The 22164-nt window shown below is 46.0% G+C and carries 25 protein-coding genes; 23 read left to right on the plus strand and 2 right to left on the minus strand.

Going from position 1 to position 22164, the window contains the following annotated elements:
- The first annotated feature begins 39 nt into the window (after positions 1-39).
- The 10 genes from P3X63_RS08190 (at position 40) to rok (ending at position 7730) form a co-directional block, all read left to right on the plus strand.
- Positions 40-915 (plus strand): transcriptional regulator CcpC, encoded by an 876-nt coding sequence (locus P3X63_RS08190; protein WP_026586769.1) that lies wholly within the window; start codon positions 40-42, stop codon positions 913-915.
- A 134-nt stretch (positions 916-1049) separates the two neighbouring features.
- Entirely contained in the window at positions 1050-1529 is a 480-nt protein-coding gene (locus P3X63_RS08195; protein WP_026586770.1) for a flavodoxin, read from the plus strand.
- The gene (locus P3X63_RS08200) at positions 1519-2412 is read left to right on the plus strand and encodes a WD40/YVTN/BNR-like repeat-containing protein (RefSeq protein ID WP_077736904.1); all 894 of its coding nucleotides are present in this window, start codon (positions 1519-1521) and stop codon (positions 2410-2412) included. The genes P3X63_RS08195 and P3X63_RS08200 overlap by 11 nt, the downstream gene beginning before the upstream one ends.
- Positions 2413-2443: 31 nt before the next feature.
- Positions 2444-2896: a flavodoxin gene (locus P3X63_RS08205; RefSeq protein ID WP_026586772.1), complete on the plus strand. Its 453-nt coding sequence runs from the start codon at positions 2444-2446 to the stop codon at positions 2894-2896.
- Between the two features lie 103 nt (positions 2897-2999).
- Positions 3000-3710, plus strand: coding sequence for a 2,3,4,5-tetrahydropyridine-2,6-dicarboxylate N-acetyltransferase (dapD, locus tag P3X63_RS08210; RefSeq protein WP_026586773.1), 711 nt, complete (start codon positions 3000-3002; stop codon positions 3708-3710).
- Positions 3711-3777: 67 nt separating this feature from the next.
- On the plus strand, positions 3778-4902 hold the full coding sequence (locus P3X63_RS08215; protein ID WP_077736903.1) for an N-acetyldiaminopimelate deacetylase: 1125 nt from the start codon (positions 3778-3780) through the stop codon (positions 4900-4902).
- Between the two features lie 62 nt (positions 4903-4964).
- The gene (locus P3X63_RS08220) at positions 4965-5210 is read left to right on the plus strand and encodes a YkuS family protein (RefSeq protein ID WP_026586775.1); all 246 of its coding nucleotides are present in this window, start codon (positions 4965-4967) and stop codon (positions 5208-5210) included.
- A 291-nt stretch (positions 5211-5501) separates the two neighbouring features.
- Positions 5502-6044 carry a biofilm-specific peroxidase AhpA gene (ahpA, locus tag P3X63_RS08225; protein ID WP_026586776.1) on the plus strand — a complete coding sequence of 181 codons (543 nt, stop codon included), beginning with the start codon at positions 5502-5504 and terminating at the stop codon, positions 6042-6044.
- An 89-nt stretch (positions 6045-6133) separates the two neighbouring features.
- Positions 6134-6592 (plus strand): TlpA family protein disulfide reductase, encoded by a 459-nt coding sequence (locus P3X63_RS08230; protein WP_026586777.1) that lies wholly within the window; start codon positions 6134-6136, stop codon positions 6590-6592.
- A 547-nt stretch (positions 6593-7139) separates the two neighbouring features.
- Positions 7140-7730: a transcriptional regulator Rok gene (gene rok, locus P3X63_RS08235; protein ID WP_026586778.1), complete on the plus strand. Its 591-nt coding sequence runs from the start codon at positions 7140-7142 to the stop codon at positions 7728-7730.
- Positions 7731-7877: 147 nt separating this feature from the next.
- Here the strand turns inward: rok and P3X63_RS08240 are convergent, their stop codons facing one another.
- A complete protein-coding gene (locus P3X63_RS08240; protein ID WP_026586779.1) occupies positions 7878-8840 on the minus strand; it encodes a coiled-coil domain-containing protein in 963 nt (320 codons plus the stop codon).
- Positions 8841-9001: 161 nt separating this feature from the next.
- On the opposite strand from P3X63_RS08240, the gene mobA reads away from it, so the two are divergent.
- From mobA to moaD, 6 genes are all read left to right on the plus strand, one after another.
- Complete coding sequence (mobA, locus tag P3X63_RS08245) at positions 9002-9589, plus strand: molybdenum cofactor guanylyltransferase (RefSeq protein ID WP_077737234.1); 588 nt, start codon at positions 9002-9004, stop codon at positions 9587-9589.
- Positions 9590-9693: 104 nt separating this feature from the next.
- Positions 9694-10707 carry a MoeB/ThiF family adenylyltransferase gene (locus tag P3X63_RS08250; RefSeq protein ID WP_026586781.1) on the plus strand — a complete coding sequence of 338 codons (1014 nt, stop codon included), beginning with the start codon at positions 9694-9696 and terminating at the stop codon, positions 10705-10707.
- 18 nt (positions 10708-10725) lie between these two features.
- The gene (locus P3X63_RS08255; RefSeq protein WP_277692723.1) at positions 10726-12018 is read left to right on the plus strand and encodes a molybdopterin molybdotransferase MoeA; all 1293 of its coding nucleotides are present in this window, start codon (positions 10726-10728) and stop codon (positions 12016-12018) included.
- Entirely contained in the window at positions 11985-12539 is a 555-nt protein-coding gene (gene mobB / locus P3X63_RS08260; protein WP_026586783.1) for a molybdopterin-guanine dinucleotide biosynthesis protein B, read from the plus strand. The genes P3X63_RS08255 and mobB overlap by 34 nt, the downstream gene beginning before the upstream one ends.
- Entirely contained in the window at positions 12500-12997 is a 498-nt protein-coding gene (locus P3X63_RS08265) for a molybdenum cofactor biosynthesis protein MoaE (protein WP_026586784.1), read from the plus strand. The genes mobB and P3X63_RS08265 overlap by 40 nt, the downstream gene beginning before the upstream one ends.
- Positions 12990-13223: a molybdopterin converting factor subunit 1 gene (gene moaD, locus P3X63_RS08270; RefSeq protein ID WP_026586785.1), complete on the plus strand. Its 234-nt coding sequence runs from the start codon at positions 12990-12992 to the stop codon at positions 13221-13223. Before P3X63_RS08265 ends, moaD begins: the two co-directional genes overlap by 8 nt.
- A 28-nt stretch (positions 13224-13251) precedes the next feature.
- Here moaD and P3X63_RS08275 read toward each other — a convergent pair whose 3' ends face one another.
- Positions 13252-13632: a Rok-like winged helix domain-containing protein gene (locus tag P3X63_RS08275; protein ID WP_277692724.1), complete on the minus strand. Its 381-nt coding sequence runs from the start codon at positions 13630-13632 to the stop codon at positions 13252-13254.
- A 256-nt stretch (positions 13633-13888) separates the two neighbouring features.
- Between P3X63_RS08275 and P3X63_RS08280 the strand changes: the two genes are divergently transcribed.
- From P3X63_RS08280 to yknW (P3X63_RS08310), 7 genes are all read left to right on the plus strand, one after another.
- A complete protein-coding gene (locus P3X63_RS08280; RefSeq protein ID WP_277692725.1) occupies positions 13889-15646 on the plus strand; it encodes an ABC transporter ATP-binding protein in 1758 nt (585 codons plus the stop codon).
- 12 nt (positions 15647-15658) lie between these two features.
- Positions 15659-17467 (plus strand): ABC transporter ATP-binding protein, encoded by a 1809-nt coding sequence (locus P3X63_RS08285; protein WP_026586788.1) that lies wholly within the window; start codon positions 15659-15661, stop codon positions 17465-17467.
- 94 nt (positions 17468-17561) lie between these two features.
- Positions 17562-18239: a YknW family membrane protein gene (yknW, locus tag P3X63_RS08290; RefSeq protein ID WP_026586789.1), complete on the plus strand. Its 678-nt coding sequence runs from the start codon at positions 17562-17564 to the stop codon at positions 18237-18239.
- A 4-nt stretch (positions 18240-18243) separates the two neighbouring features.
- Positions 18244-19398: an efflux RND transporter periplasmic adaptor subunit gene (locus tag P3X63_RS08295; protein ID WP_277692726.1), complete on the plus strand. Its 1155-nt coding sequence runs from the start codon at positions 18244-18246 to the stop codon at positions 19396-19398.
- Positions 19399-20088, plus strand: coding sequence for an ABC transporter ATP-binding protein (locus P3X63_RS08300; protein WP_277692727.1), 690 nt, complete (start codon positions 19399-19401; stop codon positions 20086-20088).
- On the plus strand, positions 20085-21278 hold the full coding sequence (locus P3X63_RS08305; RefSeq protein WP_077736895.1) for an ABC transporter permease: 1194 nt from the start codon (positions 20085-20087) through the stop codon (positions 21276-21278). The genes P3X63_RS08300 and P3X63_RS08305 overlap by 4 nt, the downstream gene beginning before the upstream one ends.
- Before the next feature lie 208 nt (positions 21279-21486).
- The gene (gene yknW / locus P3X63_RS08310) at positions 21487-22134 is read left to right on the plus strand and encodes a YknW family membrane protein (protein ID WP_026586793.1); all 648 of its coding nucleotides are present in this window, start codon (positions 21487-21489) and stop codon (positions 22132-22134) included.
- The last annotated feature ends 30 nt before the right edge of the window (positions 22135-22164 follow it).

Raw genomic sequence — 22164 nt, forward strand, 5'->3', positions numbered from 1 at the left:
ATGAATGATAAGAAAAACTTATTGAAAAGAGGAGTGTCAATGCAGCTTCAGGAACTTTATATGCTTGTCGTACTGGCGGAGGAATTAAACATGAGAAAGGCGGCTGAACGTTTGTTTGTTTCCCAGCCTGCTCTCTCACAGCGGCTGCAGACGATCGAGAAGTCATGGGGGACGAAAATCTTTTTAAGATCGCAAAAAGGCCTCACCGTCACAAGCGCAGGAGAAAAAATCATCCAGTTTGCCAGAGACGTGACACTGGAACAGGAAAAGGTCAAGGAAAATATTGATGAGCTGGAAGGGGAAATTCATGGCACACTGAAGCTGGCAGCCGCTTCTATTATCGGCCAGCACTGGCTTCCCAAAGTCTTAAAAACGTATGTCAAACAATATCCGAACGTTAAAATTTCGCTTATCACAGGCTGGAGCAGCGAAATGCTGAAAAGCCTTTATGAAGACCACGTTCACATCGGGATTATCAGAGGGAATCCCGAGTGGAAAGGACCGAAGCATTATGTGATGAGAGACGAATTGTACCTCGTTGACACGGAAATCCAAAACATTGAGGATATCGCCAAAACCGAGCGGCCCTTTATTCAGTTTAAAAGCGACAGCACCTACTACCAGGAAATTCAGCATTGGTGGCATCAAAAATTTAAAACATCACCGAAGCAGACGATCATTGTCGATCAAATTGAAACCTGTAAACAAATGGCTTTTCACGGAATCGGCTATGCGATCCTTCCTTCCGTAACACTTGTTGGCAGCGGAAGCCATGTTCATAAAATGCCATTGCTTGACTCGAAGGGACAGGCTATCGGAAGGGATACGTGGCTGTTGGGATATGAACCGGCATTTCAGCTTAAACAAGTTCAGGCGTTTTTAGAGGTTGTCAAAGCTTGTTCATCAATGGAATAAACCATCAAAAAGGCAGTGCTTCCTTAAGGAAGGCTGCCTTTTTGATATCTTTTGTTGACATTGATAATCATTATCATTTAAAGTGTATCTATATAATAATGAAAATCATTATCAATTACTCTGAGGTGGTTCAGTTGTCTAAAGCATTGATTGCATTCGCCAGTATGTCTGGCAATACAGAAGATATCGCGATGATCATCCGGGATGTGTTCACAGAGCATTCCCTTGACGTCTCCTGTCAGGAGATGGATGATGTCGACATCGATTCACTGCCTGAATTTGATTACATTTTAATCGGCTCATACACATGGGGGGACGGTGATCTTCCTTATGAGGCCGAAGCGTTTTATGAAGAGGTCTCAGCCATGGACTTAAAAGGGAAAAAAGCGGCCTGCTTTGGTTCAGGGGACTATGCATATCCGCAGTTCTGCGAGGCGGTAAACACATTTTACAGCATGCTTGAACAGACGGGAGCCGACCTTTTTGCCGAAACCTTAAAATGTGAGCTGGCCCCTGAAACAGCTGAAGACAAAGAGTGCTGCAGAGAATTTGCAGCAGGCTTTATCAGATGGGCGGAACATCAAAAGCGGCAGGCTGAGCCACATGTTTCATAAAGGGGCTACAGCCGTCGCATCCGCAAAACATTCGGGCTATTTTGTCGCCATTAAACGGGAAGGGATTTTTCATTATTCTTTTGAACACGGCTGGAAAAAGCTTTTTCCTTTGAAACGCAAAATCTGTTCGATCACCTATATCGGCGATTATTTGTTTGGTGTTGGGGAATCCGGCACTATTATCAGATCGTCTGACCAGGGGCTGACATGGTCTTTGTCGAGTTTTCCGACAAACGCAACGATATGGTCCATTACAGGGCGGAATGACGGATTTGTGTGTGCTCACGGCAAACATTGCATCTACATATCCGATGATTTCGGAGTGTCCTGGAAGATCGTCAAGCCGTTTTCAGAATTGTATAATCCGCCGGTGATCCGTTCGCTTTGTCTCCATGAAAACCGTCTGTTCATCGGCACGAGAATCCATGAGCTTCACGGCGGTGTATGGGCCTATGATTTCAATCAAGACACCGCTTTTCTAGTGAAAAAGGAAGCGGAGCGGATGACTGCATCCATGATCGCCATCGGCGGAAAATGGCTGGTTTGTGCGATGGGATCAAAAAAAGGAAAGCATGGAGCTGTCGACATGCTCAATATCCACACACATGAGGAGATACGCATCAGACCGGACATCGATGATAAAGAAGAAACCTTTCTTGATGTATCGGAGGACAACGGGATCATTTATGTCACATCAGCCCAGGATCGGGACGGATTCTCAAGAATCTATCAGCTTGACTTTTTTGAAAAAGAGCTGAAATGGTTTGACACCATTAAAGGGCACGGCTTCAGAGTGGCCAATCAGAAGGAAAATTTCTTTTGCGCGGGACTCTATGAATGCAAATTTGTCAGACCGTATGAGGAGCCTCAAGCAGCTCACTGAACTTACATTGTGTTTAGGAGGAATCATCACCATGGGGAAAGTTTTACTTGTTTATGCAAGCATGTCCGGAAACACGGAAGCGATGGCGGATTTAATTGAGAAAGGCCTTTTGGAAGGAAAGGCCGATGTTGACCGCCATGAAGCAATGGATATTGACGCGGCGCTTTTTAATGACTATGAGCATATGATTTTCGGCGCCTATACTTGGGGGGACGGAGAGCTCCCAGATGAGTTTTTGGATATATATGAAGATATGGAAGGCCTGGACTTCAGCGGCAAGACGTTTGCCGTGTTCGGGTCGGGTGATACATCCTACGAACATTTTTGCGGGGCGGTCGACATCCTTGAAGAAAAAATCAAGGAGCTTGGCGGAGAAATCGTGATTCCGTCTGTCAAAATCGAGATGAACCCGGAGGGCGAAGAAGAAAATCAGCTGCTGGATTTCGGCAGGGAATTTGCAAAAAAGTGCGAGGTGCCGGCTTGATAAGAGGCAAAAAGGAAACGGAGCCGCCGGTTCCTTTTTTTCTTGTTTTTACACCTTTCCTTTGATACAGTAATGAGAGAAAAAAAGAAGGAGGACTTACATAATGAAAATGATGGATGCAAATGAGATTATCTCATTTATTCAAAATAGTAAGAAATCAACACCTGTCAAAGTGTATGTGAAAGGCGATCTTGAAGGAATCGATTTCGGTGCTTCCGCACAAACTTTTATTACGGGAAACACGGGCGTTGTTTTCGGAGAATGGGACGAGATTCAAGCTGCGCTTGAAGCGAACAAAAGCAAAATCGAAGACCATGTCGTCGAAAACGACCGCCGCAATTCAGCGATTCCGATGCTTGATTTGAAAAACATCAAAGCGCGCATCGAGCCCGGCGCGATCATCCGCGATCAAGTGGAAATCGGCGACAATGCCGTGATCATGATGGGCGCTTCCATCAATATCGGATCTGTGATCGGCGAAGGCACGATGATCGATATGAACGTCGTGCTCGGGGGACGAGCCACTGTCGGCAAAAACTGCCACATCGGAGCCGGGGCTGTGCTTGCCGGTGTAATCGAGCCTCCTTCCGCAAAGCCTGTCGTCATTGAAGATGACGTAGTCATCGGCGCAAACGCGGTTGTCCTTGAAGGTGTGACAGTCGGAAAAGGCGCGGTGGTCGCTGCCGGCGCGATCGTTGTCGAAGATGTTGCGCCGTACACGGTAGTCGCTGGAACACCTGCGAAAAAAATCAAAGATATCGACGAAAAAACAAAAGGCAAAACAGAAATTAAACAGGAATTGCGCCAGCTTTAATCAGCGGCATCAAAAAGTGCGTGGATTGAAAATCCACGCCTTTTCGTATAGGCGGGAGGTTAAGAAAATGAAATTGGAGCAGCTATCAGCCATTCGCAGAGATTTGCATCAAATTCCGGAACTCGGATTTCAGGAATATAAAACACAGGCCTACCTTCTGAACCTTTTGCAAAAGTATCCCGAGAACAGGCTTGAGATTGAAAAGTGGAAGACCGGCTTGTTTGTGAAGATTAAAGGAACCGCGCCTGACAAGATTTTAGCGTACAGAGCGGATATGGACGGGCTTTCTATCGAAGAAGACACGGGATATTCCTTCGCTTCCGTTCATCCGCAAAACATGCATGCGTGCGGACATGATTTCCATATGACGATAGCGCTTGGCATCATCGATCACTTCGTCCATCATCCGGTCAAACAGGATCTTCTGTTTTTGTTTCAGCCGGCCGAGGAAGGTCCCGGGGGAGCGGAGCCGATGCTTGAAAGCGATCCGTTTAAAAAGTGGGCGCCGAGCATGATAACGGCGCTGCATATCGCACCTGAGCTTCCTGTCGGAACGATCGGGACAAAAAGCGGGCTTCTGTTTGCCAATACGTCAGAGCTTGTCATCGAGCTTGAAGGAAAGGGCGGGCATGCGGCATATCCGCATCTTGCCGAGGATATGGTGGTGGCCGCCAGTTCGCTTGTCACGCAAATGCAGTCGATCGTCGCCAGAAACGTGGACCCGCTGGACAGTGCGGTGATCACCATCGGGACGATCACGGGAGGATCTGCGCAAAACATCATCGCCCAAAAAGCAAAGCTTGAAGGTACGATCCGGACGCTTTCACCCGCATCAATGGATGAGGTGAAAAGAAGGATCGAAGCGATGGTAAAAGGTCTGGAGACTGCCTACCATTGCAAAGGAAAAGTCAGCTATCCCGCGGCATATCATCAGGTTTATAATTCAAGCGAACTGGTCGAAGACTTCATGCAGTTTGTTTCAGAAAACGGACTGGCTGAAGTGATCCGTTCCAAAGAAGCGATGACGGGCGAAGATTTTGGCTATATGCTGAAAAAATATCCGGGCTTTATGTTTTGGCTCGGTGTCGATTCTCCGTACGGGCTTCATCATGCCAAACTCCAACCGAAAGAAGAAGCCCTTGAGACAGCCGTCCGCGTGATGACCGCTTATTTCTCAGCCCGCGCCAATTAGATGCACAAACTGGTATAAAATCCAGGCAAATGTGGCATCTTAAATGATGGAGGTGTTTCTTCATGTCGAAAAAAATCGGAATCGAACAATCTCTTTCAGATGTTGAGGCTGCATTAAAGGAAAAAGGGTATGAGGTTGTCTTGATGAAAACCGAAGATGATGCTAAAGGCTGCGACTGCTGTGTTGTCACAGGCCTTGATCACGACATGCTCGGGATCTCGGATACGATGACCGGGGCATCTGTCATTCAGGCCACCGGTTTGACAGCCGATGAAATTTGTCAGCAGGTTGAGCAAAAACTACATTAATCAGGGATAAAACCGAAGTTCAAGCTTCGGTTTTTACTTGTTCACGTGCAGAAGCTAATGATTTGTTTCCTTTCCTGAGGCGTGGTACACTCTTTTTAGAAAATGAAATGTCAAGATCTAGCAAAAAAGATGCCACTAATTTAAATTCATTATCAATTAATATTGACTAAAAAAACGACAACCATTATAATTAAATATGTGATGTTATTAACTAAGTGAGAATTTTTAATTTGGATTCTCATTTTGATATGGGTAGCAGAACCCAAAAATATTATTGGAGGGATACATAAAATGGCAGAACGCATGGTAGGAAAACAAGCGCCTCGTTTTGAAATGGAAGCTGTGCTTCCAAACAAAGAATTCGGTAAAGTTAGCTTGGAAGAAAACATGAAAAATGACAAATGGACTGTGCTTTTCTTCTATCCGATGGACTTTACTTTCGTGTGTCCGACAGAAATCACAGCGATGAGCGACCGCTATGACGAGTTTGAAGACCTTGATGCGGAAGTGATCGGCGTATCAACCGACACAATCCACACTCACCTTGCCTGGATCAACACAGACCGCAAAGAAAACGGTCTTGGCCAGCTGAAATATCCGCTTGCAGCCGACACAAACCATGAAGTTTCCCGTGAATACGGTGTGCTGATCGAGGAAGAAGGCGTCGCTCTCCGCGGATTGTTCATCATTAACCCGGAAGGCGAAATGCAATATCAAACTGTTTTCCATAACAACATTGGCCGCGATGTTGATGAAACATTGCGCGTTCTGCAGGCGCTGCAAACAGGCGGACTTTGCCCTGCAAACTGGAAACCTGGTCAAGCAACGCTTTAATTTCGTCTCTTATAGATGAAACGAGATTGGAAAGGTCTAACATTTGTTAGGCCTTTTTCATCGACTACAATCACAATGGAGGAAAAAACATGAAACTACGTCAGCCTATGCCAGAGCTCACTGGCGCAAAGGAATGGTTAAACGGAGAAGTGACAAAGGAACAGCTGATCGGCGAAAAGCCGACATTGATCCATTTTTGGTCAATCAGCTGCCACCTGTGCAAAGAGGCGATGCCGCAAGTCAACGAATTCCGCGACAGATATAGTGATAAACTGAACGTTGTCGCCGTTCATATGCCGCGTTCAGAAGATGACCTGGACATCAACAAAATTAAAGAGGTAGCGGCTGAGCACGATATTACACAGCCGATTTTTGTTGACAGCGAACATAAATTAACGGATGCTTTTGAAAATGAATATGTCCCTGCTTATTATGTATTTGACAAGACCGGCCAGCTTCGCCATTTTCAAGCCGGAGGCAGCGGAATGAAAATGCTCGAAAAACGCGTCAACCGCGTTCTTTCTGAAACAGAACAATCTGCCGAATGAGATCAAAAGCCCCTTTGCCGGGGGTTTTTTATTTAGCAGGGCGGCCCTTTCAAAAAAAAAATCAAAAAAATTTCCGCTTTCCGCCCCTCTCTATAAATAGACCATAAGACACTGTTTCTTTCTTAGGATAAGCCTAACGTCCCACTTTTCACTAAAAAGAATTCCGGCGCGCTTTCCCGCATAAATATACCCTGTTTCGACAGAGGAAATCTGCCAATTTTGAATATTCTGGATTTATAAGCCGGAATGATCAGCGATTTCTCACACTTTCCATTAATGTTGGGCAAAACCTTCAACCTTTAAATTATGTTCTTGTAAAAAGTATTTTTCTAGGTTTCTTCATTATTTACCATAATTCGACACAAGGTGTAGAGTAGGTCAAAATGCTTCAAAAACTCCCGCGGCTCTAACTTTTGTGGAAATTTAGTTCTATTTTCTTAACGGGAAATAGCAGTAGAAAAACGAAAAAATAATTGATAAAATTAGTTTGGTAATCTAATATTTTTATTAGAAGGTTTATTTATTCTGATAGGAGGGTATAAACGGTATGTTTAACGAGAGGGAAGCATTGCGTTTAAGATTAGAGCAGCTGAATGAGGCTGAGATTAAGGTCATTAGGGAGTATCAAATCGAGCGTGATAATATTTATGCCAAGCTGCGCGAATTGGATCGCCCATCCAGCTTTAACGATACAAAAAAAGATTTTCGAACAGAGCGAAAAAGCGAATCACTCCCGGTTTTAGCTGAATTGGCTGCACAAGAGATGAAAAGCTACCAGCAGCAACAGCAGCCCCATACATCTCAAAAAAACCAGCAGCAGACTTCTCCGCAAGCCTCCGCACTGCCTGCCGGAATTCCAGACGGAACGACAAGGCGCAGAAGGGGAACAGCCCGTCCGGGGTCAAAGGCTGCAAAACTGCGTGAAGCGGCGATTAAAACATTAAAACGCCACAATGCGGCAATCAAAAGCTCCGAACTTCAAAAAGAAATTGAAAAAGAAAGCGGACTTGAGATCCCGAATATGACAACCTTCATGCAAAGCTTGATCAAGATGTACCCGGAAGTCAAAAAACCATACCGCGGACAATATATACTAGAGGGCGAAATCTCTACCGAGACTGAGACTGAACAGCAATAGATTTAATCCTTGCTTTTTCCAGATAGCGCTTGCATTTTCAAAAAAAAAACGGCGGTCGATTGTCGATCCGCCGTCTGACCAAACTGCTTGAGAAAAACGTCTCAAGCAGTTTTTTTGTAAAAACCATTTTTTTACTTAAAGTGGTATTTAATTTAATGGTTTTGATTCTTTGTCTTTTCTGCTGATTTTGTAGACCCATTTTTGCGGGGAACTTTCCTCTTTCGTCTGGTTTTTCCACTCTTCGATTTTTTGCTCCATTTTAGCGTCATTGGCTTGAATGAGGCTCAGCTGTTTTTGCAGCATGTCAACTTGCTCTGTTACCGATTGCAGGACCGTCTCCACCTGTTCTGAACGTGCGAATACATCACTCACTTTGTCTTTTTCAAGCGCTTGCTCCGTTTCCCGGAAGGTGTCAATATCAGCAAAATGAGAAGCAATCCACTTATCGCTTTCATCAAGCTGCCTTTTGTAGGAAAGAATCGTTTCGTAAAACAATGCTTCTTTCGTTTTTTCGGCTTCCAACAGACGCTTTTTCGTTGCTGCCACCCGTTCTTTTAATAAAGCCACATCGGATTCAATCTCCTTCAGCTGCAGGTTTTTAGCATGAAGTTCATCTTTCAGTCTGCTATTTTCTTCAGCGATATTTTTCAAGTTGATTTCGGTTGTTTCCCTGAGCTTTCTTTCTTTTTCTACATTGAGTTTCTCGTTTTCTATTTGTTTATGTAAGCCTTTTTTCTCCGCTTCGGATTTGATTTTTGCCAAGTGAAGGCGGTGTTTTTCTTCGATTTCTTGTTTCCGCTTAAACGTTTCTGTTTGAAGAAGCTCATGGAGCACAACGATTTTATTCAATAATTCGCTCTTGATGCGGCTGAGTGCATCCCCCGACTCTTCCTCCCGGTTGGCTGAAACCCGTTTAAGCTCCAGTGTCAGCTGCTGCAGTTTCTCCTTCATTGCGGCATTTTCCTGATTGAGCTTATGGTTTTTTTGGTGAAAATAGCTTGCTTCAAGCTCGTGAATCAATTGATGGCACCTGGCCAGCTCCGCTTTTAAAAAGAGATTTTCCTGTGATAAATCATGAAAGTAAGGCAGTGAACCCGGTGTTTTTTTCATGGTGATTTTAGCCTCCTAAAAATGTTACAACTACAATATGCAAAAGCCGGACCGATCATGTCTCCCCAAAAAATCCGTTTTGTAAACTTGTTCGTCTTTCCGCACTTTTGCTATGCTTTTGAAGAGGGTTGTTGCTTTGAAAAAGAAAGGCTGTGAAAGAAATGAAGCCCGTTTATGTTGTTTTATCAGGCGGATTATCACGCCGGTTTGGAGAACCGAAGGCGTTTGCAATGTGGAAAAATAAGCCTCTTTATCAATGGTGCAAACAGGCAGTTGGCGGTGAAGCGCTGATATTGAGCCATCCCGGCCTGACCGAACGGTTCAAGTCGTACGGAGAAAAAACAGTATGGGAAGATATAGAGCCTTTCAGAGGGAAAGGCCCGCTCGCCGGCATATATACGGCGATGGAGCATGAGGAAGGGGACATATATGTTGTGTTGGCCTGTGACACACCCCTTATCCGCCACGCGACAATCAAGGCTTTAACCGAACAGCTGACGCCTGAGAGCGACGCCGTTGTCGCGGTTGCAGACGGAAGGGCGCAGCCGCTTGCGGCCGTCTACCACAAACGGATCAAACACATCATATATGAACAGCTTCTGCAAGATGAGCTGAAGATCAAGAGCTTCCTCGACCGCATTCGTGTCAAGTATATTGAAGCACAAGCGATCGGCGCAGAATCTTGGGAATTTCTAAATGTCAATAAAAAGTCGGATTTAAAAAAGATAGAAGCGTTTTTTCCGGAATGAAATGTTTTATCATAGATTGCAGGCGTTTTTAAAGGCTGCGGGAAAAGATGTTCACGGCAAAACATGATATGATACTAGAAAAGGAAGTAAAGGAGTTTATCCTGATGCATGAACGGTATTCGAGGCAAATCAGATATCAAAACATCGGCCAAGCGGGGCAGGATCAGATAAGGAAAAGCCATGTTTTGATTGTCGGAGCCGGAGCGCTCGGCACAGCAGCTGCCGAAGGGCTTACCCGGGCGGGTGTCGGCGCGTTGTCCATCATCGATCGCGATTATGTCGAATGGAGCAACCTGCAAAGACAGTCGCTCTATGCTGAACAAGACGCGGAAAAACGGCTGCCTAAAGCGATTGCGGCGAAAAAGAGGCTTTCAAAAATAAATCGAGATGTCAGGCTTTATACATATGTTGCAGACGGCAACCCCGAGACGTTGAAGCCGCTTATTGAAGAGGCCGATGCCGTCATTGATGCAACAGACAATTTTGAGACGCGCATGGTCATTAATGACTTGGCACAGTTGACGGACACGCCGTGGGTTTACGGGGCCTGTGTCGGCAGTCAGGGCATGTACATGACGATCGTTCCGAAAAGCACGCCATGTCTTGCCTGTTTGTTCGGGGAAATACCGATTGGGGGAGCGACATGCGATACGTCGGGCATTATTTCCCCTGCCGTGCAAATGGTGTCGGCCTTTCAGCAGGCTGAAGTATTAAAGATGTTGACGGGTCGCCATGAAGCTCTCCAAACTAATTTTGTCACGTTCGATTTATGGGCAAACACTCATTTTAAGATGAAGATAGACAGGAATGAGGAATGCCCGTCATGCGGCAAAACGCCGGATTATCCCTTTATTCAGGACGCCAGCCAAAAGAAAGCGGCTGTGCTTTGCGGAAGGGAAACCGTCCAGATTCGCAGTGACATGCTGAAGCGTATTCCGAAGCAGGAGCTTAAAGAAAGACTTGCCGGGATCGGAAAGGTTGAGGCGAATGACTATCTGCTTCATGTCGCATATGAAGCGTTTCGGATCGTCATTTTTCACGATGGAAGGGCTCTGGTTCACGGCACAAACGATATTAAAGAAGCCAACTCAGTATTGGCGCGAGTCATCGGAATGTAGAAACAGGAGGTCTTTTGAATGTTGGAAAAAAGAAAACCGATCGCCGTCTATGAAGCTGCACAGCTTGTCTCACAGTTTCAAAAACAGGGGGAAACGGAGTGGGTTCACCTTGAAGAAAGCCTGCATCGATATTTAGCTGAAGATGTATTGGCCGACCACCATGTCCCGGCATTTGACCGTTCGCCATACGACGGTTTTGCCGTCCGTGCGGCCGATACTGCCGGCGCTGCCAGGGAACATCCGCTCAAATTTGAAGTCATTGATCATATCGGAGCAGGGGCAGTGTCTGAAAAGAAACTCGGTCCTTTTCAAGCCGTCAGAATTATGACGGGAGCGCAGATCCCAAAAGGTGCGGATGCGGTTGTCATGCTCGAGCTGACGAAGGCATATACAGAAGGCGGCAGGAACTACATGGAGCTGAAGCGTTCATTTAAGCCTGGGGACAACATTTCAAAAATGGGAGAAGACGCGGAAAAAGGCTCTGTTCTTTTAACGAAAGGAACGCGGATTACATCGGGGGTTGTCGCTTTGCTTGCGACGTTTGGATATGCCTGTGTTCCCGTGATCAAGAAGCCTGTGGTCGGCATTATCGCCACTGGAACAGAGCTCTTGAACGTCAGCGATCCCCTCGTTCCCGGAAAAATCCGCAACAGCAACGCGAGCATGGTCGCTGCCCAAGTGGAAGAAGCGGGAGGGCGGCCGCTTTATTTCGGAAAGATCTCAGATCATTTTGATGAAAGCTTTGAAGCCGTTGAAAACGCTTTGGATAAGGTTGATTTTCTGGTGACAACCGGCGGAGTATCCGTTGGTGATTTTGATTTTCTGCCGGCCATTTATGAGAAGCTCGGCGCTAAAGTGCTGTTCAATAAAGTGGCGATGCGCCCCGGGAGCGTCACGACAGTCGCCCAATTAAACGGAAAATTGCTTTTTGGGCTGTCAGGAAATCCGTCCGCCTGCTTCGTCGGTTTTGAGCTGTTTGTGAAGCCATCCATAAAAACCACGCTGCTTGATCCGAAACCGTATCCTTTGTGTGCAGAAGCGGTTCTGACCAAAGATTTTCCGAAACCGAATCCGTTTGCAAGGTTTGTACGTTCTGTTGTCTCCATCAAAGAAGGGACACTTCACGCCGAACCGGTCGGCCTCGATAAATCGGGTGCTGTCACATCGCTAGCTGATGCCAATGCCCTCCTGGTCTTGCCAGGAGGAACAAGAGGCTATGAAGCGGGAATGCGGGCACATGTGCTTTTATTTCGCGATGAGAACGGAAGTGACCAGCTATGGCCGCACATTTTCCAATCCTCCAGATCGTAGGGTATCAAAACAGCGGGAAAACGTCGTTTGTGGAAATGCTTGCTGACAAGCTTGAACATTCCGGTGTGAAGGTCGGCTGCCTGAAACACCACGGTCATGGAGGTGAACCGGAAGCTTTGACAGAGGGAAAGGATTCCGACCGGTTTTGGCGCGCCGGTGCAGCGGTTTCCGGTGTTGAAGGCGCGGGGGTGCTTCAGCTTAGCGCCCGAGGTGATTGGACGCTGGAGAAGCTGATTGCACTATACAGCCTCATGCCGATTGACTGCCTGCTGATCGAAGGGTTTAAACAAGCGGCCTTCCCAAAAGTAGTCATGGTCAGAAATGAAGCAGACGGCCATCTGCTTGAACAATTGTCGGGCACCATCGCCGTCATTTACCGGGACAGTCAGCCGCGTGAAGTGCCGAACGGTGTACCATCCTTTCATATTGCGGATCCCGGTGCAATGTCGTATATATTAAACCACTTAAAGGAGGAAGGCGTTTGTCTGAACGATTCGTCATCACCCAAGAACCGATTGTGATCGAAGATGTCGTCAAAAAAGTCGAGAAAAGAGAAGCCGGAGCTATTACGACATTTATCGGTACAGTCAGAGAATGGACAAAAGGAAAGAGGACGCTCTATCTGGAATATGAGGCCTATGTTCCGATGGCAGTCAGCATGCTCGCTCAAATAGGAGAAGAAATCAAGCAAAAATGGCCGGGGGCAGAGGCAGCCATTACCCACCGGATCGGAAGGCTGGAAATATCGGAAGCTGCTGTTGTCATCGCGGTTTCTTCCCCTCACCGGAAAGCGGCCTATGAAGCGAACGAATATGCGATTGAAAGAATCAAGCAAATCGTGCCAATATGGAAAAAAGAGCATTGGGAAAACGGTGAATCCTGGATCGGCGACCAGCTTGAAACAACTGCATACCCGGAGGGAAAACCAGACATTGAAGCTGCTGCTTCAAACGATAAAAGAGGTGCTGAACATGATTAAAATATTGCTGTTTGCCCACCTTGCGGAACAGGCGGGCGCACAAAGCATTGATCTGGACGCAGAGGAAACAACGACAGACCGAATCAGGCAGTTTTTGAAGGAAACATACAGCCTCAGAGGAACAGACCGGGCGATGATCGCTGTCAATGAGGTGTATACAAGGGGCAACAGTGAAGTGAAATCAGGTGACACAGTTGCTTTCATACCCCCGGTCAGCGGAGGGTGAAACAGCCGGCAGCCGGTTATAGCTTGTTCTATAACCGGCTGCCGTTTTTGTCTGAGTTGTTTCCGAGATAGAGAAAACACCCGCGCCTTTCTTTTGAAATGTTTGGTTCTAATTTTTGAATGAGCTCATAAAGCTCACTAATACGGTGAACGTTGAAGTTGGTTCTTTCCTTGAGCTTCATCTTCAGTTCTTTCGTTGTGACAATTTTTTCTTTTTGCTGTTTAATAATGTCTACGCAATGTGCAGCATAATACTCTTTATTGGAACGTCTATGTCGCTGGATCTGCCTGTCGAGTTCTCCCAATCTTTCATAGATCCCTTCACGCTCTTTCCTGATGTCTTTCCAGATTTTCTGTTCCAATTCACCTAAGAGGAGAAGCCGTTTTTTCAAAGTCTCTCTTTTCGACATTGCAATCAACTCCGTCATTCATAATTTGATAACATTTTCTATTATTTTACATCAAATTCCTTCATTCATCAAAAAATTTCCTTTATATAAGCTTCATATTTTTTAAGATGTCAAGAGAGGTAAATTTCAAACGTGAGAGGTGCAAAGTCTCCATAATAAGTCTGAATTTTTTAAAATCGGTGGAATTTTATTTCGGAAATCGATATATTAAATGATGTGTCCTAGTTTTACATGAATTGGAAAGGTGCTGGTGCGAATGGAGTCTCTTAAAAAACTGAAATCCTTTTATTGGCCTTATAAAAAAATGTTTGTGCTGTCGCTCGTTTCAATGCTTTTAATGACCGCGATCACTGTGATTTATCCGATTATGCTGCAGCTGACGATTGATGAAGTGATACTCGGCGGCGAATACGGCTTGGTCATGTGGATTAGCTTAGGATTTATCGCAGTCATGACGGTTAAGGGGGCAGCTACTTTTTTTCATCAATATCTCGGTGATATGTTCGGCATCCGCTCGGTCTACAGCTTGAGAAAAGAGCTGTATGCGAAGCTGCAGCGCCTCTCGTTTAAATATTATGACAGCGCAAAAACAGGGGATCTCATGTCGCGGTTGACCGCAGATGTCGAAGGAATCAGATTCTTTTTATCTTTCGGCTTTGCAGAAGCGATTCGCTTCATCCTGCTTGTCAGCTTGAGCCTTTCTGTTATGTTTTCTTATTCTGTGCCCCTTACGCTCGTAACAATCGCATCGCTGCCGTTTCTCGGCGCTGCGGTTTACCGGTTTGATCAAAAAGTGCATCCTGCTTTTCGAAAAATTAGAAAATCATTCGCCCGTTTAAACACAAAAGTTCAGGAAAACATCAGCGGAATCAACACCGTCAAATCCCTATCAAAAGAAGACTTTGAAATTCAGAATTTCACTCATTCAAACGAACACTTTCGAACGAAAAATTTACATGCTTCATATATCATGTCAAAGTTCTTCCCTTTGATGGAGTTTATCGGCAATATCTGTCTGGTTGCTCTGTTGTCGTTCGGCGGCTGGCTTGTCATTCAAAATCGGTTAAACCCGGGGGAGCTCGTCGCTTTTTTCAGTCTTGTCAATTATATGATGTGGCCGATTATGAACCTTGGATATGTGATCAACTTGTTTTCACAAGCAAAAGCGTCAGCAGAACGCTTGTTGGAAATTCTTGACGAAGACGAGGAAATCACCGACCGAGGCCAACCGGAACAAAGCGGACGGCTGAATGGGGATGTCGTATTCAGCAATGTATCCCTTCGATATACAAAGGATAACGCGGAAGCTTTGCATGACGTTTCCTTCCAAGCTCCCCGCGGGAAAACGATTGGTTTAATCGGGGCGACGGGCTCCGGGAAAAGCAGCATTATTCAATTGTTGAGCCGTTTTTACGAACCGACAGCGGGAATGATCACGATTGATGACAAGCCGCTTTCCAGCTATTCATTAAAGATGCTGCGCTCCAATATCGGTATCGTGCCTCAGGAATCGTTTTTGTTTTCATCCACCATCCGCTCGAATATTGCATATGGAAAACCGGATGCCTCGATGGATGACATCATTGAAAGCGCGAAAAGGGCGCAGGCCCACGACTTTATTATGGAGCTTCCAGACCGATATGAGACGATGCTCGGCGAGAGGGGGCTCGGGCTTTCGGGAGGCCAAAAACAGCGGATTGCAATCGCGCGGGCGATTTGCCTCAATCCGAGCATTCTGATTTTGGATGATTCGACAAGCGCCGTCGATATGGAGACCGAACACCGCATCCAGCTTGCGCTCAAGGAAGTCATGCGGGATCGGACGACTTTCATTATCGCCCACAGAATCTCGTCTTTGAAACATGCCGACGAAATTCTCGTTTTGGACGGCGGCAAGGTAAAAGAAAGGGGAACACATCAAGAGTTAATCGAGAAAAACGGTTTGTATAAACGGATTTTTGATTTGCAGTACAAAGACCAGCAATTGCTGAATGAACCGCATTTTGCAGGATAGGGGGCTGTTGTCATGGAACAGGAAGCCAAAAAACAAACATTGATGAACCGGTTTTTTTACACCTCAGACCAAATCATTGAAAAGCCGTTTAACTGGGCGCAAATGTGGCGGCTGCTCAAATATTTAAAGCCGTATCGGAAAAATTTGCTGCCGCTGTCCTTTTTAACGGTGATCATCGGTGCGGCCATCCGGCTGACGGTGCCGATATTGATCGGGGTGTATGCGCTTGATCAAGCCATCGCGGGAAAAGATATGAACCTTTTGGTCACATTAATCATCGTGATCAGCATCATGTATTTGGCAAATTACATTGCGAACGTCTTGAGGATCCGCTGGATGAACAAGCTTGGACAGCATGTGATCTACGATTTAAGGCAGCATTTGTTTACGCATGTCCAGCGCCTGTCACACCGGTTTTTTGACGAACGTTCGGCGGGTTCGATTCTCGTCCGCATTATGAATGATATCAATTCTCTGCAGGAGCTGTTTACGAGCGGAGTCATCAATTTGCTGATGGATATCCTTTTGCTTTTGGGGATTATTGTGATTCTGTTTTCGCTCAGCCCGGAATTGACCATCGCGATCATGGTCACATTGCCTGTCATGTTCTTTATTTCTACCAATCTTCGAAGAAAAATCCGCCGTTCATGGCAAAAAGTCCGTCTGAAGCAGTCGAAACTGAACTCCCATTTGAATGAAAGCATTCAGGGCATAAGGGTGACGCAAGCGTTTACCCAGGAAAAAGAAAACATGATGTATTTTGCAGGTGTCAATGGCGAGAACTATGAAGCGTGGAAAGAAGCGACGAAAAAAAATGCGACATTTCGTCCGCTGGTGGAAATGACAAACGCTGTCGGCACAGCCATTTTAATATGGTACGGCTCTACATTGATCATCAATGAGACGATCACGATCGGTGTTTTTGTATCCTTCGCTTTTTACCTCGGGATGTTTTGGGAGCCGATTTCAAGGCTTGGCCAGGTCTATAATCAGCTCCTGATGGGGATGGCTTCATCTGAACGAATCTTTGAATTTCTTGATGAAAAGCCGGTTGTTGCCGATAAAGAAAATGCGGTCAACATCAAAGAATTAAAAGGCCGGATTGAATTTGACGAGGTTGAATTTTCTTACGACGGGAAGCGGAAAGCGCTCAACAAGGTTTCGTTTGAGGTTCCGGCGGGGACATCGCTTGCGCTTGTCGGACATACGGGATCCGGCAAGACGACGATTGCGAGCCTGATCAGCCGCTTTTATGACGCGACAGGCGGAACGGTGAAAGTCGACGGAATTCCGATTACCGATATCTCGCTTGCCGATCTCCGTTCGCAAATCAGCATCGTCCTTCAGGATACATTTATTTTCTCAGGAACGATTTTGGAAAATATCCGCTTCGGGCGCCCGAACGCAACAGATGAAGAAGTCGTCGCAGCGGCTAAAGCCGTCGGTGCCGATTCTTTCATTTCAGCGCTCCCGAACGGCTATGCCACAGAGGTGGAGGAGCGCGGCAACATTTTATCAGCGGGGGAACGCCAGCTGATTTCGTTTGCAAGGGCGCTGTTGGCTGATCCGCGCATTCTGATCCTTGACGAAGCAACGGCAAGCATTGACACGGAGACGGAAGTCAAGATTCAGACTGCGCTTAAAACACTGCTTCACGGCCGCACGGCCATTATGATCGCCCACAGACTTTCGACGATTAGGGATGCCGATCAAATCATCGTCTTGGATCACGGCAAAAAGATGGAGGAAGGCAGTCATGTGCAGCTAATGGAGAAGCGCGGGATCTATTACGGCTTGATCAAGAAGCAGTCAAGCCGCTGATGAAAGCCGGATCATATTCGTGTAAGAAAATGAAACCTTTTATCTGAACGAATCGTATTGACAACCAGAACATATATTGGAGGTTTTTTAAACAATGGAAACAAATTTAGAAAAACATGCAGTCACAAAACCCTCTATATTTGGGGTGATGACAAGTCCAGGCGTGCAGTTTGAAAGAATCAGAGAAAAGCCCTCTATATGGGGGCCGCTGTTTTTGGTGCTCGTTTTAACTGTGATCGGCGCTGTATTAACGGCGTTTGGAATCAATTATGACGCCGTATTGAAAGAGACAGGATTACAGTCCGCTGACGAACTGCAAATCGCCAAGTCGCTTGCCATCGGATTGGCGATATTTGGCACAATTATTTTTGTGCTCGCGACGATTTTTATTGCACCGCTGATTTATTGGCTCTGTGTGAAAATATCCGGCGGGGAAACGACATATCCAAAAATGCTGTCGATGACCCTGTTCATGACATTCATTTCAAGCATCGGCACGCTGATCAACGGAATTTTCGTGTATGCTACCCATTCGTCCACAGCGTATAATGTGACATCGCTTGCGAGCCTGATTCCGGCTGATCAGCCTCTTGTCAATGTATTGAATCTTTTTGAGGTTTTCTCCATTTGGAGTTATGTTCTTTTAGCCATCGGTCTTGAAAAGGCGGGCGGGATTTCTAAAAAAGCGGCATGGATCAGCACGGCTGTCTTATTCGGCATTGTGCTGTTGTTCTCGTTTTTATCCGGATTGTTAGGTGCGGCAGGTGCGTAACAACATGAAAAAAATATGGATCGGAATTGGCATTGTCCTCATTATCGTTCTTTTTATCGGAATCAACTTGTACCGGTCCGCTGCTCAAACAGGAGGCAGCGCAATCACCGATGTGAAAGTCGGAAAACTGGAAGAAAAGGAAATAGCGGCAACCGTTATGGTTCCCGGAAAGCTAAAATTCAAAAACGAGCAATCTGTCTATTATGAATCAGAAAAAGGCGAGCTTGATAAGGTGGAAGTAAAACCGGGCGATAAAGTGAAAAAAGGGACGGTTTTACTCACCTATGCGAATGAACAGTTAAAGCTTGAACAAGAGAAAAATGAACTGGCTTCAGAAGCAAACCGCTTAAAAATCGAGCAAATCAGCGACAAGAAAAAGGCGTTAAACAACAAGGAAAAAGAGCTTCAGAAAGAACTTGGAGAACAAAAAGCACGCGAGCAAATTGAATCCGAGCGGTCTGAGCTTGACATGGAGGAAAAAACGGCGCAACTCGAACTCAAGCAATCGCTGCTTGAGGAAAAATCGCTTGAACATCAACTGGATCGTCTCGAAGTGAAAAGCGATATTGAAGGCACTGTCATTTCAGTCGACCAAAAAGCGGCATCTGCCAAATCCGATATTCAGGAACCGGTCATACATATTGGCATACATATTGGCGATACGGATCATCTCATCGTTGAAGGGATGCTGTCTGAATACGATACGTTGAAGGTGAAAAAAGGTCAAAAAGTAACATTGACATCAGACGTGATACAGGATTTAACATGGAAAGGCACCGTTTCATCGGTCGGGCTTGTCCCTGACCAGCAAGCCGAAACAGCAGCGGCGGCTGCTTCAACCGCGGAGCAGGCCGTGCAGTATCCGCTCGAAGTCAAAATTGCCGGCAAGCTTCCACAGGGCAAGCCGGGATTCAAGCTGATCATGGACATTGAAACAGATAAGAGAAAAGCAAAGACACTGCCGCAGAAAGCCGTAAAAAAAGACGGCGACCAGTATTATGTCTATACAATAAGAGACGGCAAGGCAAACCGGGTTGATGTAAAGATCGGCGAAACGGCGGATGATCAGATGGAAATCAAGGAAGGCCTCTCAGGCGATGACCAGGTGATTTTAAATCCTTCAGACGATATAACCGACGGAACGGATGTGAAAGCTTAAATGATTCAGCTTTCCAAAGTGAAAAAAAGCTATCAGATCGGAAAAGAGACATTTGATGTCCTTCATTCCATTGATGTTGTGATTGAACGCGGCGAGTACCTGTCCATTATGGGGCCGTCCGGTTCCGGAAAATCAACGCTCATGAACATCATCGGCTGCCTTGACCGCCCGTCATCAGGCATCTATAAACTGGACGGCGAGGATGTTTCTTCATACAAAGATAAGGAGCTGGCGGCGGTCGGAAATCAATCGATCGGCTTTGTGTTTCAACAGTTTCAGCTTTTGCCGAGACTGAACGCGAAAAAGAATGTCGAGCTTCCGATGATTTATGCAGGCATCGGCAAAAAAGAGCGGCAAGAACGGGCCGAACGGGCTTTGGAAAAGGTCGGGCTGAAAGACCGAATGCTGCATATGCCCAGCGAGCTTTCCGGCGGGCAAAAACAGCGGGTCGCCATCGCCCGCGCGATTGTCAATGAACCAAAGCTGATTTTGGCTGATGAACCAACCGGAGCATTAGATACGAAAACGAGCATTTCGATCATGGAGCAATTTTCCGAATTAAACGCTGAAGGGACAACCGTTCTGCTGGTCACTCATGAACCGGAAATTGCCGATTATACGAATCGAGTCATTATGGTGCGTGACGGTGAGATCGTTGCTTCTGAAAGGCAAAGGAGTGTGGGGGAATGAGCCTGTTGGAAAATCTGCGGATGGCTCTCAGCTCTGTTTTAGCCCATAAAATGCGGTCGATCTTAACGATGCTCGGCATCATCATCGGCGTCGGCTCAGTCATTGTCGTCGTGGCGGTAGGACAAGGCGGGGAGCAGATGCTCAAGCAGTCCATCAGCGGTCCCGGCAATACAGTCGAATTATTTTACTCTCCGAGTGAAGAAGAGCTTGCCAAAAATCCCAACGCCTATGAAGAAGCGAACTTTACCGAAGCTGATATTAACAGTTTGAAAGAAATCGAAGGTGTGAAGCAGGTCGTCGCTTCGACAACGGAAAATATGACGGCCCGGTACCGAAAAGAGGAAACCGATTCATCAATTATCGGCATCAACAGCGGCTATATGAGTGTCAATTCATTACATATAAAAGAAGGCAGAGGCTTCACTGAAAATGATTTTCTGTCCGGAAAAAGAGCGGGGGTCATTTCCGAAAAATTCTCTGAAGAGCTATTTGACAAAAAATCACCGCTCGGCCAAGTTGTATGGATCAACGGACAGCCGGTCGAAGTCATCGGCATCCTCGAAAAAGAAACCGGTCTGCTTTCACTTGAGCAAAGTGAAATGTATCTGCCATTTACGATGATGAGATCGTCTTTTGGCAGCAGCAACTACAGCACGGTCTCCCTTCAGGTTGAATCGGCCGATGATATGAAGGCGGTAGGGCAAGAGGCTGCTCAACTGATGAATGATCATCATGACACCGAAGATTCTTATCAGGTGATGAACATGGAGGAAATTGCAAAAGGCATCGGCCAAGTCACAACGATTATGACGATGATCATCGGTTCCATTGCCGGCATTTCTCTATTGGTCGGCGGAATCGGCGTCATGAATATCATGCTTGTCTCTGTGACCGAACGCACAAGAGAAATCGGGATCAGAAAATCGCTGGGGGCTACGCGGGGGCAGATTTTATTGCAATTTTTAATTGAGTCCGTCGTTTTGACACTGATTGGCGGTCTTATCGGAATCGGGCTCGGGTACGGCGGAGCATCGCTTGTGTCTGTCATAGCCGGGTGGCCGTCGCTTGTATCCTGGCAGGTTGTCATTGGCGGGGTCTTATTCAGTATGGTGATCGGAGTCATTTTCGGCATGCTTCCGGCCAACAAAGCGGCCCGCTTGGATCCGATCGATGCATTGCGCTATGAATAGATTTGTCATTTGCAAAAATGTTTGGCTGGGATGCTGTGAACCCAAGGTCATGTGGTGGTTTCAATCTAAAGACCGATTTGATATCGGTCTTTTTTATTTACTTCCTTTCCAGTTTGGTAAAAATTTAAGCTAATTTTAATCAATCTTAAGTATGCGAAATGGTAAACTTGATATTGTGTAATTTTGAAAAAATGGAGGAATTTAAAAAGTGGAAGCAAATGTAGAAACAGTACAGAAACAAAAAAAGCCGTCACTGCTCGGCATCATCATAAGCCCTGTCCGGCAGTTTGAGAGGATGAGAGAAAGACCAGCCATTTGGCTGGCGCTGATCATTTCGCTGGCATTATCAGCCTTTTCTGTTTACTTGAGCTATTGGAAACTGAATGAGGAGTTGCTTTTTGAATTTAATCCTGGAATGTTGGCTGCTCGCGATATTTTTCGATCGATTATCTTCTATGTCCTCAGCGGATTGGTATTGTGGCTGATCGCCAAAATTGGCGGCGGAAAAACCAATTTTGCCTGCATGGTCTCATTGTCTGTATTTGGTACGTTTGTCGTCGTTATCAGAGATGTCATCATCAGTTTGATTTACTATTTTACAAATTCAGATATCGCGTTTTCGTTCTCATCCCTTGATGGATACATTCCGGCAGAGGAGCCGTTATCGAGTGTCCTGGCGTTGTTTGACATCTTTACAATCTGGGCGTTTGTATTGGTTGCTATCGGACTGCAAAAAGCAGCCGGCGCTTCAAAACGGGCGGCATGGATCGGCGTTTCTGTTTTATTTGTAGTATTTCTTTTGTTCTCTTATCTATTAGGCCTGTTTTTTTTATTTTTACAAAACCTTCCGAACTAAGCGGAACAGATATGAAAAACCTCATGCATC

It is taken from the genome of Bacillus sp. HSf4 (assembly GCF_029537375.1).
Lineage (GTDB): Bacteria > Bacillota > Bacilli > Bacillales > Bacillaceae > Bacillus > Bacillus sonorensis_A.

Bases quoted from the DNA above. Each gene is read 5' to 3' on its own strand.
- P3X63_RS08190 (WP_026586769.1), top strand. From the start codon at position 40: ATGCAGCTTCAGGAACTTTATATGCTTGTCGTACTGGCGGAGGAATTA.
- P3X63_RS08200 (WP_077736904.1), top strand. From the start codon at position 1,519: ATGTTTCATAAAGGGGCTACAGCCGTCGCATCCGCAAAACATTCGGGC.
- P3X63_RS08205 (WP_026586772.1), top strand. From the start codon at position 2,444: ATGGGGAAAGTTTTACTTGTTTATGCAAGCATGTCCGGAAACACGGAA.
- dapD (WP_026586773.1), top strand. From the start codon at position 3,000: ATGAAAATGATGGATGCAAATGAGATTATCTCATTTATTCAAAATAGT.
- P3X63_RS08215 (WP_077736903.1), top strand. From the start codon at position 3,778: ATGAAATTGGAGCAGCTATCAGCCATTCGCAGAGATTTGCATCAAATT.
- P3X63_RS08220 (WP_026586775.1), top strand. From the start codon at position 4,965: ATGTCGAAAAAAATCGGAATCGAACAATCTCTTTCAGATGTTGAGGCT.
- ahpA (WP_026586776.1), top strand. From the start codon at position 5,502: ATGGCAGAACGCATGGTAGGAAAACAAGCGCCTCGTTTTGAAATGGAA.
- P3X63_RS08230 (WP_026586777.1), top strand. From the start codon at position 6,134: ATGAAACTACGTCAGCCTATGCCAGAGCTCACTGGCGCAAAGGAATGG.
- rok (WP_026586778.1), top strand. From the start codon at position 7,140: ATGTTTAACGAGAGGGAAGCATTGCGTTTAAGATTAGAGCAGCTGAAT.
- P3X63_RS08240 (WP_026586779.1), bottom strand. From the start codon at position 8,840: ATGAAAAAAACACCGGGTTCACTGCCTTACTTTCATGATTTATCACAG.
- mobA (WP_077737234.1), top strand. From the start codon at position 9,002: ATGAAGCCCGTTTATGTTGTTTTATCAGGCGGATTATCACGCCGGTTT.
- P3X63_RS08250 (WP_026586781.1), top strand. From the start codon at position 9,694: ATGCATGAACGGTATTCGAGGCAAATCAGATATCAAAACATCGGCCAA.
- P3X63_RS08255 (WP_277692723.1), top strand. From the start codon at position 10,726: ATGTTGGAAAAAAGAAAACCGATCGCCGTCTATGAAGCTGCACAGCTT.
- mobB (WP_026586783.1), top strand. From the start codon at position 11,985: ATGGCCGCACATTTTCCAATCCTCCAGATCGTAGGGTATCAAAACAGC.
- moaD (WP_026586785.1), top strand. From the start codon at position 12,990: ATGATTAAAATATTGCTGTTTGCCCACCTTGCGGAACAGGCGGGCGCA.
- P3X63_RS08275 (WP_277692724.1), bottom strand. From the start codon at position 13,632: ATGTCGAAAAGAGAGACTTTGAAAAAACGGCTTCTCCTCTTAGGTGAA.
- P3X63_RS08280 (WP_277692725.1), top strand. From the start codon at position 13,889: ATGGAGTCTCTTAAAAAACTGAAATCCTTTTATTGGCCTTATAAAAAA.
- P3X63_RS08285 (WP_026586788.1), top strand. From the start codon at position 15,659: ATGGAACAGGAAGCCAAAAAACAAACATTGATGAACCGGTTTTTTTAC.
- yknW (WP_026586789.1), top strand. From the start codon at position 17,562: ATGGAAACAAATTTAGAAAAACATGCAGTCACAAAACCCTCTATATTT.
- P3X63_RS08295 (WP_277692726.1), top strand. From the start codon at position 18,244: ATGAAAAAAATATGGATCGGAATTGGCATTGTCCTCATTATCGTTCTT.
- P3X63_RS08300 (WP_277692727.1), top strand. From the start codon at position 19,399: ATGATTCAGCTTTCCAAAGTGAAAAAAAGCTATCAGATCGGAAAAGAG.
- P3X63_RS08305 (WP_077736895.1), top strand. From the start codon at position 20,085: ATGAGCCTGTTGGAAAATCTGCGGATGGCTCTCAGCTCTGTTTTAGCC.